The 15,817-nt window shown below is 28.7% G+C and carries 20 protein-coding genes; all 20 read left to right on the forward strand.

Going from position 1 to position 15,817, the window contains the following annotated elements; all coding sequences use genetic code 11:
- Window positions 1-522: 522 nt before the first annotated feature.
- The 20 genes from JNO63_RS02675 (at window position 523) to JNO63_RS02770 (ending at window position 15,790) form a co-directional block, all read left to right on the forward strand.
- Entirely contained in the window at window positions 523-1,371 is an 849-nt protein-coding gene (locus JNO63_RS02675; protein WP_203126941.1) for an AraC family transcriptional regulator, read from the forward strand.
- Window positions 1,372-1,446: 75 nt separating this feature from the next.
- Window positions 1,447-1,638 carry a hypothetical protein gene (locus JNO63_RS02680; protein ID WP_203126994.1) on the forward strand — a complete coding sequence of 64 codons (192 nt, stop codon included), beginning with the start codon at window positions 1,447-1,449 and terminating at the stop codon, window positions 1,636-1,638.
- Window positions 1,639-1,655: 17 nt separating this feature from the next.
- Window positions 1,656-1,820 (forward strand): hypothetical protein, encoded by a 165-nt coding sequence (locus JNO63_RS02685; RefSeq protein ID WP_203126942.1) that lies wholly within the window; start codon window positions 1,656-1,658, stop codon window positions 1,818-1,820.
- Between the two features lie 88 nt (window positions 1,821-1,908).
- Window positions 1,909-2,142 carry a helix-turn-helix transcriptional regulator gene (locus tag JNO63_RS02690; protein WP_203126943.1) on the forward strand — a complete coding sequence of 78 codons (234 nt, stop codon included), beginning with the start codon at window positions 1,909-1,911 and terminating at the stop codon, window positions 2,140-2,142.
- A 156-nt stretch (window positions 2,143-2,298) separates the two neighbouring features.
- Entirely contained in the window at window positions 2,299-2,637 is a 339-nt protein-coding gene (locus tag JNO63_RS02695) for a hypothetical protein (RefSeq protein ID WP_203126944.1), read from the forward strand.
- Between the two features lie 129 nt (window positions 2,638-2,766).
- On the forward strand, window positions 2,767-3,408 hold the full coding sequence (locus JNO63_RS02700) for a C47 family peptidase (RefSeq protein WP_203126945.1): 642 nt from the start codon (window positions 2,767-2,769) through the stop codon (window positions 3,406-3,408).
- The gene (locus JNO63_RS02705) at window positions 3,398-3,760 is read left to right on the forward strand and encodes a hypothetical protein (protein ID WP_203126946.1); all 363 of its coding nucleotides are present in this window, start codon (window positions 3,398-3,400) and stop codon (window positions 3,758-3,760) included. The genes JNO63_RS02700 and JNO63_RS02705 overlap by 11 nt, the downstream gene beginning before the upstream one ends.
- Window positions 3,761-4,098: 338 nt before the next feature.
- Complete coding sequence (locus JNO63_RS02710) at window positions 4,099-4,569, forward strand: hypothetical protein (protein ID WP_203126947.1); 471 nt, start codon at window positions 4,099-4,101, stop codon at window positions 4,567-4,569.
- A gap of 23 nt (window positions 4,570-4,592) precedes the next feature.
- A complete protein-coding gene (locus JNO63_RS02715) occupies window positions 4,593-5,114 on the forward strand; it encodes a DUF2975 domain-containing protein (protein WP_203126948.1) in 522 nt (173 codons plus the stop codon).
- A 2-nt stretch (window positions 5,115-5,116) separates the two neighbouring features.
- The gene (locus tag JNO63_RS02720; RefSeq protein ID WP_203126949.1) at window positions 5,117-5,335 is read left to right on the forward strand and encodes a helix-turn-helix domain-containing protein; all 219 of its coding nucleotides are present in this window, start codon (window positions 5,117-5,119) and stop codon (window positions 5,333-5,335) included.
- A 157-nt stretch (window positions 5,336-5,492) separates the two neighbouring features.
- Complete coding sequence (locus JNO63_RS02725; RefSeq protein ID WP_203126950.1) at window positions 5,493-6,143, forward strand: response regulator transcription factor; 651 nt, start codon at window positions 5,493-5,495, stop codon at window positions 6,141-6,143.
- A 1-nt stretch (window position 6,144) separates the two neighbouring features.
- Window positions 6,145-7,005, forward strand: coding sequence for a sensor histidine kinase (locus tag JNO63_RS02730; RefSeq protein WP_203126951.1), 861 nt, complete (start codon window positions 6,145-6,147; stop codon window positions 7,003-7,005).
- A 45-nt stretch (window positions 7,006-7,050) separates the two neighbouring features.
- Window positions 7,051-7,731 (forward strand): ABC transporter ATP-binding protein, encoded by a 681-nt coding sequence (locus JNO63_RS02735; protein ID WP_203126952.1) that lies wholly within the window; start codon window positions 7,051-7,053, stop codon window positions 7,729-7,731.
- Window positions 7,724-10,159 carry an ABC transporter permease gene (locus JNO63_RS02740; RefSeq protein ID WP_203126953.1) on the forward strand — a complete coding sequence of 812 codons (2,436 nt, stop codon included), beginning with the start codon at window positions 7,724-7,726 and terminating at the stop codon, window positions 10,157-10,159. Before JNO63_RS02735 ends, JNO63_RS02740 begins: the two co-directional genes overlap by 8 nt.
- 577 nt (window positions 10,160-10,736) lie before the next feature.
- Window positions 10,737-12,029, forward strand: a complete 1,293-nt coding sequence (locus JNO63_RS02745) for an O-acetylhomoserine aminocarboxypropyltransferase/cysteine synthase family protein (protein ID WP_203126954.1) — start codon at window positions 10,737-10,739, stop codon at window positions 12,027-12,029.
- A gap of 155 nt (window positions 12,030-12,184) precedes the next feature.
- A complete protein-coding gene (locus JNO63_RS02750; protein ID WP_203126955.1) occupies window positions 12,185-13,408 on the forward strand; it encodes a DUF2812 domain-containing protein in 1,224 nt (407 codons plus the stop codon).
- A gap of 2 nt (window positions 13,409-13,410) precedes the next feature.
- Window positions 13,411-13,731: a PadR family transcriptional regulator gene (locus JNO63_RS02755; protein WP_203126956.1), complete on the forward strand. Its 321-nt coding sequence runs from the start codon at window positions 13,411-13,413 to the stop codon at window positions 13,729-13,731.
- 208 nt (window positions 13,732-13,939) lie between these two features.
- Window positions 13,940-14,320 (forward strand): GntR family transcriptional regulator, encoded by a 381-nt coding sequence (locus JNO63_RS02760; protein ID WP_203126957.1) that lies wholly within the window; start codon window positions 13,940-13,942, stop codon window positions 14,318-14,320.
- Window positions 14,313-15,164, forward strand: a complete 852-nt coding sequence (locus tag JNO63_RS02765) for an ABC transporter ATP-binding protein (RefSeq protein WP_203126958.1) — start codon at window positions 14,313-14,315, stop codon at window positions 15,162-15,164. The genes JNO63_RS02760 and JNO63_RS02765 overlap by 8 nt, the downstream gene beginning before the upstream one ends.
- Window positions 15,161-15,790, forward strand: coding sequence for an ABC-2 transporter permease (locus tag JNO63_RS02770; protein WP_203126959.1), 630 nt, complete (start codon window positions 15,161-15,163; stop codon window positions 15,788-15,790). The genes JNO63_RS02765 and JNO63_RS02770 overlap by 4 nt, the downstream gene beginning before the upstream one ends.
- The last annotated feature ends 27 nt before the right edge of the window (window positions 15,791-15,817 follow it).

The raw sequence follows: 15,817 nt of genomic DNA on the forward strand, positions 1-15,817 counted from the left end.
ATTCATTAGTTGCTAAAGATGAATTGAACAAAAATACAAGAAAAATCTATAAAATAATAGGAATTGCAATTACTATAATAGGATGTATAATTTATTATCTTAAGTGAAAAAAGTATGTAACTTTTTATTTTTCAATTGAATTTTCTACAAATGAGAAAATTATCCTTTATAAAGATTTTCTAGCACCTATAACAACAGGTGCTATTTTATTGTTTAAATTTAGGATATGAGCTGACGATAATTTCATGAATATGGTTAAGTTATAAGTAGTTTTTATTTTATATTATTCTTTATTTACTAGCAATTCATAAAGTTACTGACTGAAACTTGACTATTATATCTTATAATAAAATAAAGGTGATAAAAATAATAGTGGATGATTTTAATTAGAGTGAAGTTTTAAGAGTTATAAGAATTGCAAATATAATATTGATAAGTTATAAATGCTATAATATTTGTATTAATATTATTGAGTATAAATTAACAAATCCTTGTACAATTTAAATGAAAGGTGGTGGAAATATGGATATAATGAAATCTTTTAACTCAGCAATAGACTATATTGAAGATAACTTAACTGAAGAACTTGATGAGAAAGAGATAACACGGATAACAGGATATTCATTTCCAATGTTTTCAAGAATATTTTCAATCATATCAGGATGTTCATTATCTGAATATATAAGGTTAAGAAAGATGACAAATGCAGCAATTGAATTAAAAAATTCAGATAAAAGGATTATAGATATAGCAATAAAATATGGCTATAATTCTCAAGATTCTTTTGCCTTAGCTTTTAAAAGTTTTCATGAGTTAACTCCAGGACAAGTAAAAAGAGGAGAAAAATATCAATATTTCCCAAGGATCTACTTTTCAATTTCAGTTCAAGGAGGAAATCAAATGGATATTAAGATTGAGAAAAAGAAAGCATTTAAAGTAGCTGGTATTAAATCGGATGTAACTAAAAGCTCAAATTTTCCAAAAGTTTGGGATAGACTGGTTGAAAAAGTACCAAGAGAAAAATTTGAAGAGTTTGGTAGTGGTCAAATCTTTGGCGTAGGATATGACTATCTAATGGATGAAGAAGATTCATTTACATATTTAGCTGGTTTTGATTTGACGGATGAGGTAAAAGCTAAGGAATTAGGATTAGATACACTCAGTATTCCTGAAAAAGAGTATGCTATTGTAAGCTTAGAAGGTCCTATACCAAAATGCATTCACGAAGGATGGAAGTATATTATTTCATATTTCTTCCCAAAAGAAGGATATAGACATGATGAAAGTCCCGATTTTGAAGTATATGGAGATGGAGACCCTAATTCAAAAGATTATCAAATGGAATTATGGGTTCCAATAGTAAAAGAATAAGATAGCATTAACAGATTTGAAAGCATCTATCAAAATGATAGGTGCTTTTTTGATGCCTAAAATTAAGGAGTAATCTTGACATATGATATTAGATTTTTGGAAAACATAGTCTATGTAACGGCAAAACATGGAGATAAATCTGTGCCAGATAGTCCAGAAGAAAGGTTGGATAATTTCTCAACTTTTTCAATTTATCAAATTCTACCTCAGCTAATTGAGTTATGGGGACTTAATATAAAATCGGAAGAAGTTCCTAAAAAAAAGTAAGACCAACAGAAAGACCAATGACTACACCCTTGTTTTTACTAAGGGCAGTGGAACTTGGTCTTTCTGTTTCTGATTTATCTCTACTAACAATTGGACTTATAAATGATATGTTTACAGAAAAGAATAACGATGATTATAAATATAAGGAAGTGGCTACACAAGAAGACTTTGATAAGTTTTAATAACAATGCAAATATATTTGCAATATAAAAAGAAATATATTATAATAGAGTTAAATTAAGAATGTTAGATAGGTAGGTTCAAAATACTTTGGAAAATAGTATAAGACAAATTAGGAAAGAAAAAGAATTAACCCAAGAACAATTAGCTGATGGGCTTAGTGTAACAAGACAATTTATTAGTCTTTTGGAACGTGGAGAGGCTCAAGCCACAATTTCAGTAGGAATAGAAATTGCAAACAAACTAGACACATGTGTTTATACATTATTTGGTTTTGATAAGTTTGAGTGTGAGCAGTGTCATGAAGGTGCAGGAGGAAATTAAATGGTATATTTAAATCCACAAAGGTATAAGAATGGTGATTGAGAAGATGATATTTTGGTTTTAGATTAAGATTGGTAGTTAAAACATGAAGTATCTAAATTCTATAAGGTAGAAATAGTACTAAATAGCGTAATCTAGGAGACTAGAAAAAGAAGGATGAAGAGGTTGTTAACATTAGTGATAGCATTAGTAATGATGCTACCAGTTTTATCGTCGAGGTCTATTGCAGCTAATGAAGGTGAGCAACCGGATGTAAAAGAATTATATTTAGTTTCCGATAAGGTTAATGAGAATCATATTACATATGCTAATAGCGAAAAAGAGAACGTGCTAATGGCTTTAAAAGATGTAATATCTCTAGATGGATTTGTTTTGGAAGACATGATTTCATTTGGGAAACCATTTAATTTAAACGAATCAACATATATACCAATCATAATAGATAATAAAATAGTAGCATTGATGGCTGTATCGGATTTCGAAGGAGAATTATGATGGACTCTGTCAAAGGATTTTTCTGATGGCTTAAATCAAATTTCTGAACTTACAAGTCTCGAATCACCTGCTTTTTTATATACAGTGAAGGGAAATGTCTTTGCAACTATTTCGGGTAAAGAAATACAGTTGACTTTTTATCCTGAACTGGAAGTATCTAGTGATTCAAAATTATATAATGAGACTGAAATTCCTTCAAAAAATGCAGTAAATATAATGGAAATCGAAAACTTAGAGGATAGCTATAGACTAGATAATATGGTTTATGAACCAAGGTCTTCGAGTAGTAAATATATTGATTTAGATCTAGCAGAAACTCAAGGGGATCAGTCTTGGTGTTCGGCTTTTGCTGGTGCTCAAATTTTAAGACAAAGAGGAAAAGGAAAGATTTATGCAATCAATATAATGAGATATTTCTATCCAAATGTTAGTTATGCCGATTTAAAGAAAAAATCTATTTCACATAAGCAACTAATTAAATATGCTAATAACAAAAAGTCATATCCATCAGAAAGTACAGGAACTTTAAGTCTAGATTCAGTAAAGAAGCAAATTAATTCTAACAAATCAATATATCTCAATTGTTATGGGACAGGGACATACAAAAAAGCAAATCATGCCCTTGTCTTAAGAGGTTACAACACAAGAAGCAACACGTATTCTATATGGAATCCTTGGAATGCTAGTTATGTCAGTATGTCCATATCAAGTAAGAGTATATCTGTAAATGGTGGCAAGTTTGTATGGAGTTCGACAATTTATGGATGGTAGATATAAAAAAATCTTTGCTTCTATATTATTACTAATTACTGTAATAGGAGGAATATATATAGCAAAGAATACAAGTAAAGATGATATTGATGCTAATTATAAACCTATGGTAAAAGTAGAAGACAAAATTTATTATTGGTCCAAAGATCTAGAGGATATTAGTCTAAAAGATTTTACCTTGATAGGAGAAGTAAAAAAATCATATAATTCTGGATCCAAGTCAATAGATGAAGGAAGTGAAAATTACTCAAGTAATGTATTTCCTACAGGGTCGAAACTTTATCTTTATGATAAAACTAGTATTATTGTTGAGACCAATAGTGGAGTCAGCCTATGTGTTGAAGGAAAATAACTTTTTTCTATGGGACTACAAACAACAAAATTTTAAAATTTGATACCTAATAAAAATTAAAAAATCAAGATTGTTTATATAGAATAGCGTGAACACAGAAGCCATGTTTTGTGGAATTAGTAGTGAAGTTAGTAACCAACAAATGAAGGCATCTAGAAAAAATCTAGGTGCCTTTTTCATGTCTACTTTTAGGATAAATGACAATAAAAGAAGTAGCTACGCAAGAAGACTTTGATAAATTTTAAGTCATTACGAATGATATTGACAAATTATAATTATTGTTTTACAATAATCAAAGATAATTATCGTTTTACAATAATTCGATAGGGAGGATTATCATGAGAAAAAGATTTTTAATAATGGCTATTTTTCTTGTTTTTTCTATAGTTTTAACTTCTTGTAGTCCAAATACTACAACAGAACAAACGAGTAGTAAAAAAGAAGAAAAGATTGAAATATTTGATTCTAACAGTAAAAAAATTGTAGAAACAGAAGAACAAGAAGTTCTAGACTGTTTTAGTAATTTGACAGGAATGAGTGTAGAAAATATTAATGATAAAAACGTCGACGATTATTTTAAAGAAATACCAGATGATGCAATAGTGTCCTACCACTTCTTATTAACCAGCAAGAGAAAGGATAAAAAAGCTACAAAGATAGATTTTTATATTTATGAAAATTATCCATATATTACAATGGATGGAATGCCCTTGATGTCATCTTCATTAACCTGGGAACTTTCTAAAGAAGATTTAAATGATCTGAAAGATAGAGTACAAGAAAGGAAAGATGTAGATGATAAGAGATAAAGCGAAAGTGTTGAGGAAGAGTTATGAAAAATTTTATTTTTAAAATAGCGATTATATTATCTAAGGTTTTAAGATATATTTCATATTTGGGAGCAGCTTTTACCTTACTTGGAAGTGTATTAACTCTGATTTTTAAAGATGATGTAATACAAGTAGTAGAATCTCAACAATTTAATCTAAAAGAAGTTTCACTTCCATTTATTATTTATTCATGTTTGAGTGCCGTTATGATATTCATTGTTGCTGGTTTTTCATTGGATAAATTCGAGAAGATTTTAGTTGATTTAGAAAAAAAAGATTATTTTTCAGACTTAAACTCAAAATATTCTAGAGATATATTAATAGCACTTATAGTTCTGACGATTTGTCAAATTATTTCTATGCTAGTTTTCAATTATCTTAAAGTGGACAATATTAGCAGTGTTTTTAATTTAACTATTAAGGATTATTTAACGAATATAATTTTGATGGTTATAGCATTTTCATCAATGATGATATTTAATTCAGGAAAATCCTTAAAAGAAGATTCGGAAAGTATAATTTGAAAATGAAGGATCAAATAATTATAAATCTGGATCAAGTATTAAAAAAGAAAAATATGATATCAAAAGAGCTCGCAGGCAGGATAGGAATAACTGAAGCAAACTTATCAATACTAAAAACAGGAAAAGCCAAAGGTATTAGATTTAATACTTTAGCTGCCATTTGTAAAGAACTTGATTGTCAACCTGGAGATATCTTAGAGTACGTTAATACAAATCAATAATTATAAATGTAAATAATAAAAAAGTTAGAACAAATTTTTTTAAGAAATTTACAGCGTATTGACTACGAATTTTTTATCATTTTTTATTATTTTTATATTTTGATTAATAATAATTAAGAGATGAAAACAAGATAAATTATCAGCATGAGGAACTGTAATGAAAAAAATATTAATCATAGAAGACAATGAAGAAATTGCCCTACAAATAAAAAAGTACTTATCAAAAAATGGCTATGAAGTAGATCTTGCGTCTTCATATTATGAAGCCTTATATAAGATGGATATAAATTTCGATTGTGCACTTCTAGATATAAATTTACCAGACAAAGATGGTCAGTATTTGATTGGAAAGTTAAAAGATAAAGATATCAGAGTGATAGTTACTACTGTAAAAAACGATGAAGATTTTATAATAGCATCTCTTGATCAAGGCGCAGATGATTATCTAACCAAACCATTTTCCCTTGCTATTCTTAGGGCGAGAATTGATGCGGTTTTAAGAACTATACCACTAAGTCAAGATAAAATTATTACATACAAGGATATTAAAATAGATTTAAATGATTCAAAAGTTTATTTTAAGGGAAATCTAGTGGATTTAACTTCGCTAGAATATGAAATCCTAGTCTTATTTATTAAAAATCCTCACAGAGTTTATACCAGAGGTCAACTGTTGGAAATGTTTTGGGAAGATAGGGATAAGTTTGTAAATGACAATACTCTCACATCAACTATTAAGAGAATCAGAGAAAAACTTGATAAAGAAGTAATTTCTACTGTTAGAGGAATTGGATATAGGATGGATTGAGATGCTATATGTATTTTGGATAATAAGTTTGGGACTTCTTTATTATTTTTTAGAAAATAGAAAGAAAAATAGAATTAATGAGCTTATAGATTTAATGAACAATATGAAAAATCAAAATTACAAAATCCCAATGAAGCAAGATGATTTTTCAATTTTGGAAGATAAGATTTACAAATTATTTATAGAAATAGTAGAAGCCAATGAGACGACCATTAAAAATAGCGAAAGGCAAATCAAATACCTAGAAGATATAGCTCATCAAATCAAAACTCCCATCACATCTATGATTTTTTCCATAGAAAATTTGGAGATGGACTTTCCAGATAATGGAGATATAGAGATTTTAAAAAGGCAAACTATCAGATTAAACTCCCTATCAGATATTTTGCTCAAACTATCAAGCCTTGATGCAAATAAAGGTCTTATGAAAAAAGAAGAAGTGTCACTATATGAATTGGTGACTTATGCTTTAGACAGTTTGGACTTAAAAAGATCTACTAATGTAGAAATAGCGGAAAGCTTAAAAGAAAATATTATTTGTGGAGACTTTTATTGGATTGCAGAGGCTATTATAAATATTTTTAAAAATGCAAATAATAGACCTCTTTGCGACAAAATTTCAATTCAATCTCACAAAAATCCTTTATACACAACTCTTGTCATTGAAGACAATGGCGGAGGAATAGCTAAAGAAAATATCAAAAAGATTTTTAAACGTTTTTATAAAACCCCCGATTCTAATGGATTTGGCATAGGCCTTGCCATGGCAAAAACAATAGTAGAGAAAAATAATGGAGAAGTCTCTGTGACAAATACAAGTCAAGGAGCAAGTTTTGAAATTAAATTCTACAATGTCACCTAAAAATCACTTTACTTTTATATACTTACCTTAAAATAAGGAGGAAGTATGGAAATATTAAAAGTAGAAAATTTAAGAAAAGAGTATGGAGACGGAAATAATAAGGTCATTGCCTTAGATGGAGTGGATCTTGAAATAGAAAGAGGAGAATTTGTAGCTATAGTCGGACCAAGTGGGTCTGGTAAATCAACACTTCTACATATCATAGGAGGAGTTGACAGTCCGAATGATGGCAAAGTCTATATCGATGGTAACGACATCTCTCAGTATTCTTCAAAAGAACTTGCTTATTTTCGAAGAAGAAAAGTAGGTCTTATATATCAATTCTATAACTTAATACCAAATTTAACAGTTAGACATAATATAGAACTTCCACTAAAACTTGATAAGAGAGAAATAAATGAAGAAGAATTGTTAAATATCGTTAAAAAGTTAGGTATTGAAAATAAACTAGATTCTTTCCCGAGTGAATTATCAGGAGGTCAGCAACAAAGAGTTGCTATAGCAAGAAGCATGGTATATAGTCCTTCGATAATCCTAGCAGATGAACCTACGGGAAATTTGGATAGGAAAAATTCGAAAGAAATAATAGAAACTTTTAAATATTTTAATAAGACTTTAAAACAAACTATTATAATCATAACTCATGATGAAGAAGTTGCTCTAGAAGCTAGTCGTATCATAACTATAGTTGATGGTAAAATTGTAGGAGATGAAATAAATGAATAAGAAAAATTTTCCGATTTTCATCTCACTTTTGATTGTCAGTTTATTTTTTACTGTGGTTTTTTATTATGGTTATATAAATAAACAAGCCAACTATGGATATGCCATGTCAAACAATTTTTATCATGCTGAGATTAAGGATGAGTTATCAAATGAAGAAGTAGAAAAACTAAGGTCTATTGAAGATATCAAATTAATTGGAAAAATGTCACTTAATCCAGATAATGCTAAATATAATAATGATTTACTTGTCATTAATTATCAGGATGAAGCAATAAATGAAATGAGAGAGTATTCAAGACTTCAAAAAGGAAGATTTGCTGAAAAAGAAGATGAAATTTTATTATCAGAGAGTTTTGTAAAGAAAAATGGTATTAATTTAGGTGATGAAATAAAATTTGAAATAGGCAAGAGATTTATAGATGGTGAAGAAATAGGTCCTACTAGTGCAAATACTGATAAGGAGAAATTTAAAAAAGATTCTGCTAAATCTTTTACTGTAGTAGGAGTTTATGGGGACGTTTATAACAAATATAGTAAATTAAATTTTGCTTTAGGATTACAAGAAAAGATGTCATCCTTTAAAACATATGTGAAGTTTGATTCATTTGAGGAAGCTTATAAAAATAAAGAAAATATTCAGTCAGATATAAATAATAAATTAGGTAAGTATGTAGAACTAGAATTTTCTGATGGCTTAATAAATTATTACGGTATAGAAAGGGATCCTTTACAAAATATTATGAGTAAAGCGGTTATCGTATTATCTATACTCGGATGTATAGTCGTCTTTGTTTTTTTTATAAAAAACATCTTTTGGGTTTGGGGTCTTCGAAAAATTAGAGAGCTATCTATATATAAATCTATAGGGTCAACTAATGGTCAAATTTATTTGATGCTTTTAAAGGAAGGTTTAATTATATCAGCCATTCCAATACTTTTAGGTCACATAGCTGGTTTTTCCTTTATATATTATTTGTATAGTAATATACAAAAAGGTGAGGGAGTAAGTGCCTTTGAAGTAGTAAAATTTAATCCGTTATTAAGTTTAGCTATACTATTTGTTTCTTTTATAATTGTTGCCTTGGCTATAAAATCTCCTGCAAAAAAGATTTCTAAAATCAACATTATAGATGGTATTAGAGGAAATATAGATTTTTCCAAGTATAAGAAAAAGAAGAAACAGAACTTATGGCAAGAACTAAGAATTAACAATTTGGCTTCAATAAAATCACAAAGATATATTTCAGCTATTGGAATTCTTATCATTTCAGTATTTGTAATTGTAATAGGAATTTCAAATTATCTTAGAGACTATTCGTATTATGATAATGGATATAACTTTTCTGTATATTATAATAGTGATAAGTATGAAGTGCCATCAGTACTAAAAGAGATTGATGAAAAAATTTCTAATGAAAAATCCTATATTTCTAAAAAGAAATATGTAATAGTTGAAAATAATAAAGAATTTTCAAAAGAAGCTAGGAATGCAGGATTAGATAAAGAGGCTGAAAAAAATATTGAAAAATATAATGCGGAAGGAATGGATGGTTTTTTAATAGCCTTAGAAGAAGATGATTTAAAAGAGCTTGGAGGAAAAAAGGGAGAATTTCTAATTTATAATATGATCCAAGAAGATTCTTCCATACCTATATCTAAGGCAAAGAAAATTCCGTATTTTGAAAATCCAACAAGTCTTGATATAAGTATTGGAGATGATTATCAAAAAAATATTAAGATTTCAAAATCAATAAAAGACTTGGGAAAATTTAATTCCAAAACCATGCCTTTCGATGTGAAAATCTATACCGATTTTGATACATTTTTCAATCTAATGGAGGATGCAGGCGATGAAAAATATAGAAATTATCCTTATACATTGAATATGAAAATAAATGACTCTGAAGCAAAAGATACACAAGATTATGCGGAAACATTAATTAGGGGACAAATTTTACCTGAAGATAGATTTAATATTACTGTATGGGAAGAGCTAGAAAAGAAAGAATTTGAAAGTCTACAAGACCTAATGAAAATTGTGTTAGGTATAGGATTAATAATATTGGTTTTAAATATTACAAATGGATATTCATCTATAAATCTAAGCTTGATGAGTAGAAAAAAAGAAATAGGAAGCCTTTATTCTTGTGGAATGGATTTGGATGAACTTAAAAAGGTTTATGAAAAGGAATATATAAATGAACAGATAAAATCATTACTTATAGTTGTATTGACCAGTATAGGTATAATGTTTATAATTTCTATATTCTCATCGAGATTAACTTTTTTAAGTTTACTTAATTATTATGATTACAAAATTTTCCTAGGATTTTCGATAGTAGTGTATTGTATAAACTTATTAATTTACCACTTCTCTTTAAAGAGAATCTTAGATAGACCGACAATTGATTTAATTAGAACCATATAATTATTTTTTAGAATCATAAAAATAAAAAAGGTTTCGAAATCTTTGCAATATTTATATTTGGTATGAAAAATCAACAAAAGCATTGAGAAGAATACTATTTGAACAATTTTAGTATGTACTAATTTATCTTTATAAGACCAAGATTAATTAGTTTCCAATAAGCCTAATTGCAGCTTCGAAATAGGCTAAGTATACCCTAAATTTATTTATATAAATATTTGACACTGACAAAAAATTGGTATAAGATACTTACAAATATAAAAACAAGGAGGCTATTATGTACTGCATTAATTCAAATAACAAAATGATGATGGGTATGATGCACATGATGGATTCATGGGCAGGCTTTCTTGTACCCAAAAATCGTTAGTTTTGGGATTAGACTACGAGGAGCCTTGCGGCTCCTCTTTTTTTTATGGATTGGAGTTTGTTATGAAATATAAAAAAATTCTAAGGAGCTTCAGATCCACCCTTTGGGATGAACGAATGTATCTCCTTATTATTTAAAAAATCAGAAGAAATGCACATTTATTATAAATATTAAAAGGTAAATTTTAAATTTAAGGAGAAAATTATCATGACCAAAGAAATTAACCAAGCAAAATTTGAAACTCTAGCATTACACATTGGACAAGAAGAAGCAGATCCAACTACAGGAGCTCGTGCAGTTCCTATATATCAAACAACTTCATATGTTTTTAAAGATACTAATCAAGCCCAAGGACGCTTTGCTCTAACAGATGCAGGAAACATATATGGTAGATTAACAAACCCAACTGAAGATGTTTTAGAAAAACGACTTGCAGTATTAGAAGGTGGGAGTTCTGCTTTAGCTGTTGCAAGTGGTGCAGCTGCTACAGCTTATGTTTTTCAAGCCCTCGCTCAAAAAGGGGACCATATTGTATCAGCAGAAACTATTTATGGAGGAACCTATAACTATTTACGCCATACATTTCCTAACTACGGGGTAGATACTACTTTTGTAGACCCATCTAAAGTAGAAAACTTTGAGGCAGCTATAAAAGAAAATACAAAACTAATATTTATAGAAACTTTAGGTAATCCAAATTCTAATATAATAGATATTGATAAGGTTGCTGAAATTGCTCATAAGCATAATATTCCTCTAGTTATTGATAGTACTTTTGCTACACCTTATTTGATTCGTCCTATAGATCATGGAGCTGATGTAGTAATCCACTCAGCTACAAAATTTATTGGAGGACACGGAACAACCCTAGGTGGCATCATTGTAGAAAATGGAACTTTTGATTATGCATCAAGTGGAAAATTTAAAAACCTATCTGAGCCTAACGATTCCTACCACGGAGTATCCTTTACAGAAGCAGCAGCTCAAGGACCACTAACAACATATATACGAGCAATCCTACTTAGAGATACAGGAGCATCTATATCACCATTTAATGCGTTTTTATTACTGCAAGGAGTAGAAACTCTTTCATTAAGAGTAGAACGCCATGTAGAAAATGCGCTAAAAGTGGTGGAATACTTAGATAATCACGAAAAAGTTACAAAGATAAACCACCCATCATTAAAAGACCATCCTGACCATGAGCTATACAAAGAATATTTTCCAAATGGGGCAGGAAGTATCTTTACTTTTGATGTAAAAGGTGGCGAAGAAGATGCCCGTGCATTTATAGATAATCTAAAAATATTTTCAAACCTAGCCAACGTAGCCGACGTAAAAAGCTTAGTAATTCACCCAGCGACTACAACTCACTCCCAATTAAATGATGAAGAATTAGAAAGCCAAGGTATAGGAAAGGCAACAGTACGTTTATCGATTGGGACTGAGCATATTGATGATATTATAGGGGATATAGAACAAGCCTTTGATGCTATTTAAAATTTAAAGATTTATCAATTAAAAATATAAACAATATCCGACTTTATATCTATGTAAAATAGTCGGGTATTTTTTATTTTTAAATAATTTGATATATATCGAGTATCGATATATAATATAAGTATCGATACTCGATATTTAAAGGAGGTTTATAGATGTTTAAATTAAGATATTTAACTTACTCAAACTTTGGCTTAATAGAGAAATGGTATGAAGATATGGCAAAAAAGGGTTGGAAAATAGAGAAAATACCTCTTCCTTTTATTCATAAGTTTAAAAAATCTAAAGCAGAGGATATAGACTATAGGATATCTTTGGCACAAAATGAAAGCTACTTTTCATCATTTACTAAAAACGAGCTTTATGACTTTGACAAGATGTCTGAAGGGCTTGGTTGGAAGTTAGTAGATAGATCTTTTAATATGAACCTATATAAATTAGAAAAAGGTGCAGCTGAATCTCTTTATAATGATGATGTGGAAGAATTAAAAATTCTAAATAAGGGAATAAAGGGTGAGCTAATTACGCTTATTTTAACAGGACTTGTTTTATTACTCAATTTCTTTTTTATGAGTGCAAGTTTTCATTCTCCTGAGATATTTTATTCTAACTTGATACTATTTTTGTATCCTGCGAGTATATTATTTTTAATTTTTGCTGGGTTATCAATAATAGATAATATTTCTTTTAGAAATAAGAATAAAAATGTGAAACATATGCAAGATATTAAATTTTCAAAAATTTCTTATTCAAAAACTTATCTTGCAATATTAATCTTAGGATTTACTTTACTAATTATTGGAATTGTTAGTAATTTAATATCTAGTTCATTAGATAATAATAAATTTTTCCTAATAAGTTTAATACCAATTTTACTTGCTATAATTATTTTTATTTCAATAAAAAAGATAAAGCAAACAAACTTTAAGACAAAAAGTAAAAAGATAATAATGATTCTATCAGTAGCTTTTATAACTATAATCTCAGCTTTCATTACTAGCTATAGTCTATCTTTTATACCGGAAAGCTATGAAAGTATTGATACATCTGAAGAAGTTCCACTTAATAAAAGTTTGCTGACAAAAAGTCACACAATTTATAATAATAAAGATTTAGATTTACAGGTGGAGAAAATTGTGGCTCAAAATAATGATTTAGCTAGTACTTTATTTGATAGAGAAGTAAAAAATGCTAAAAATCATCCATATGATTCAGATTTAGTTAAAAATATAAGTGGTGATTTTCCTTACAAAAAGACTTACACCCTAGCATATGAAAATGCCTATATAGTATTAGATAATCAAACAGTTTTAAAAGTGATGGGTGATATTAATAATAAAAAAATACAAGTAGCTTTAGAAAAACTCTTAGGAGATTAGAAATGGCTAGAGATCAATTTCAAACACTAACTGAGCCGATGTATTTTACTCTCTTGGCCCTAGGAGAAGTTAGAAATGGAGCTGAAATAACTTCCTGGGTTAATGAAATTACAGAGGGCAGAATAAAGTTAGCACCTGGCACCTTGTATGCTTTATTAGCCCAATTTTTAGAAAATGATTTGATAATTAGGATTCAAACTGATAAGAAAGGTAAGTATTATATTCTTACTGATGAAGGAAAAGAGTTGTTATCTTCAGAAGTTGAAAGATTAAGATTTTTAATTGATAATTATGATAATTATTTTAATAAATCAAATTATTAGATAATAAAATTCTTTTTGTTATAAAATTATAGTTAATAAAAGATTGCCTTTAGCACCTATATATGAGCAGACTCCTCAGGGGTCAGCTAAAAATGTAGGTGCTTTTTTAGCTGTCTAATAAAAAATATTTTAACGAGTATTGACAAAATCAATGCTGTTATTATATACTTATAACAGTTAAAACATAAATAACAGCAGGAAGTGAAATATGGATATACAAATTAACAATTCTAGTGATGATCCAATATATTTGCAAATTAAAAATCAAATCAAAGCACAAATTATTTCTGGACACCTTGATGTTGATGAGCAGCTACCTTCAATAAGGTTTTTAGCTAAAGAGTTAAGAATAAGTATGCTAACAGCCAAAAGGGCCTATGATGAATTGGAAGCTGATGGATTTATTAATTCTGTTCAAGGTAAAGGGAATTTTGTAGCAAGTCAGAATAAGGAGCTTATACGTGAGGAATACTTAAAGAAAATTGAAGCAAATCTACAAAATATAATTGAGCTTGCAGAAATTGCAGATATATCGGTTGATGAATTGATAACTATGTTAAAAAGCTATGTGGAGGGAGAATATGACTAACTATGCTATTGAAACTGATGACCTAGTAAAAGAATTTGACGGATTTAAATTAGGACCGATAGATATTTCCATTCCTAAAGGAACAATAGTTGGATATATCGGTCAAAATGGATCTGGAAAAAGTACAACTATAAAGCTATTATTGGGCCTATTAAATAAAGATGCTGGCAGTATAAAGATACTTGATAGCTCAGATTATAATACTACTCAAATAAAGGATAAGCTTGGTGTCGTATTTGATGATTTATTATTTCCTGGAGAGATGACAGCAGTAGATGTTGAAAGATTTTGTTCTAAAGTTTATTCAAAATGGAATAAAATTAAATTTGACCAGTTAATAAATGATTTTTCCTTAGATACAAAAAAATATATAAAAAATTACTCCAGGGGTATGAGAATGAAGCTTTCTCTAGCTGTAGCATTGTCCCATGATGCTGAAATTCTTATATTAGATGAGCCAACAAGTGGATTAGATCCTATTGTTAGGGAAGAGATACTAGATTTACTCTTAGATTTTATGCAAGATGAAAATCATACAATATTAATTTCATCACATATTTTATCAGACTTAGAGAAGATAGCTGACTATATAGCCTTTATACATAACGGTAAAGTTTTATTTTTTGAAAGAAAGGATCAATTAGAAGAAAAGTATGCAATTTGCAGTTTATCTGATAAGGAAGTAGAAAATATTGATCAAAAAGCTATTATAGGAAAAAGAACTCACTCTTTTGGCCAAGAACTTCTCGTTAAAAGAAATCTTATTCCAAAAGGAATTGCATTAGAAAAACCATCAATTGAAAAAATTATGATATATTTTGCAAAAGGAGAAGATAAGAAATGATTGCTCTAATTATGAAGGATATAGCTAGCTTAAGAAAAACTCTAATGTTATCACTTTTACTATGCTTGGGACTAAGCGTTTATGCGATATATAGCGAGACTTTAATTATGATTCCACTTTTATGTGCATTTATGCCTCTAACTTTAAATGCTATTGCTTTTGGATCCGAATTTCAGTCTGGTTTTGACCAATTTGCATTTTCATTGCCAATTGAAAAAAGAAGCTATGTATTTAGTAAATTATTTTTTCCCTTTGTTTTTGCTTTGTTAGCATCAATTGTAGTATTTGTATTTTTGATGATTGAAAATAATCTAGGGCTTGATAAAATAATTTTGCTATCAATTATTACATTTGTATTGGTTAATACATTACCTGCTATTCAGTTAATATTTGTCTTAAAGTTTGGATCGGAAAAAGGAAGACTTATATCTGCTGTAACATTTTTTATAATATTTGCCCTATCTAATTTATTGAAAGAAGAATTAGGTTTTTTAGAAAAATTAGCTAATATTTTTAGTAAGTATTCTTTTACAGGCATATCTTTGCTTATAATTCTTGTTCTTCTTATAATATTTGGCATTGCAGTAAAAATATCGGTTAATATTATGCAGAAAAAAGAGTATTAGTAAGCATATAAAGATTAAACTTACTAA

Source organism: Anaerococcus sp. mt242, assembly GCF_016798225.1.
Lineage (GTDB): Bacteria > Bacillota > Clostridia > Tissierellales > Peptoniphilaceae > Anaerococcus.